The organism is Brevundimonas sp. (assembly GCF_030682035.1).
Lineage (GTDB): Bacteria > Pseudomonadota > Alphaproteobacteria > Caulobacterales > Caulobacteraceae > Brevundimonas.
This window is the reverse complement of sequence record NZ_JAUXQZ010000007.1, coordinates 1-1,148: the sequence shown is the minus strand read 5'-3', so window position 1 is coordinate 1,148 and position 1,148 is coordinate 1. Positions and strand designations below refer to the sequence as shown.

Annotated in this window: 1 protein-coding gene; it reads right to left on the bottom strand. The window is 64.1% G+C overall.

From position 1 onward, the window contains the following. Window positions 1–1,148: elongation factor Tu (gene tuf / locus Q8K49_RS01805; protein ID WP_305303718.1), on the bottom strand; the 1,148-nt coding region annotated here is incomplete at both ends.

Sequence of the window (1,148 nt, the reverse complement as noted above, 5' to 3'; positions counted from 1 at the left end):
CCGCCCTCGCGGATGGCAAATCGCAGGCCTTCTTCCATCGCAATCGGCGCAATCAGCTTGACCGTGATGCTGACGTTGTCGCCCGGCATCACCATCTCCTTGTCCGTGGGCAGCTCCACCGCCCCCGTCACGTCCGTCGTGCGGAAGTAGAACTGCGGCCGGTAGTTGTTGAAGAACGGCGTGTGGCGCCCGCCTTCTTCCTTGCTCAGCACGTAGATCTCGGCCGTGAAGTGCGTGTGCGGCTTGACGCTGCCGGGCTTGCACAGCACTTGCCCGCGCTCGACTTCCTCACGCTTGGTGCCGCGCAGCAGGATGCCCACGTTGTCCCCCGCCTGCCCTTGGTCCAGCAGCTTCCTGAACATCTCCACGCCCGTGCAGGTGGTCTTTTGCGTGGCACGGATGCCGACAATCTCGATTTCCTCGCCGACCTTGATCACGCCGCGTTCCACCCGGCCCGTCACCACAGTGCCGCGCCCGGAGATGCTGAACACGTCTTCCACGGGCATGAGGAAGGCGCCGTCGATGGCCCGCTCGGGGTTGGGGATGTAGCTGTCCAGCGCTTCGGCCAGCTTCATGATCGACTGCTCGCCGAGTTCGCCCTTGTCACCCTCCATGGCCAGCTTGGCGCTGCCGTGGATGATGGGGGTGGCGTCGCCAGGGAATTCGTACTTGTCGAGCAGTTCGCGGACTTCCATCTCGACGAGTTCGAGCAGTTCGGCGTCGTCCACCATGTCGCACTTGTTCATGTACACGATGATGTACGGCACACCCACCTGGCGCGCCAGCAGGATGTGCTCACGCGTTTGCGGCATGGGGCCGTCGGCGGCCGAGACCACCAGGATGGCGCCGTCCATCTGCGCCGCGCCGGTGATCATGTTCTTGATGTAGTCGGCGTGCCCCGGGCAGTCCACGTGCGCGTAGTGCCGGTTGGCGGTCTGGTACTCGACGTGCGCGGTGTTGATGGTGATGCCGCGGGCCTTCTCTTCCGGCGCCGCGTCGATCTGGTCGTAGGCCTTGACTTCACCGCCAAACTTCGCCGCCAGCACCGACGTCAGCGCCGCCGTCAGCGTCGTCTTGCCGTGGTCCACGTGCCCAATCGTCCCCACGTTCACGTGCGGCTTGGTTCGTTCAAATTTGCTTTTTGCCAT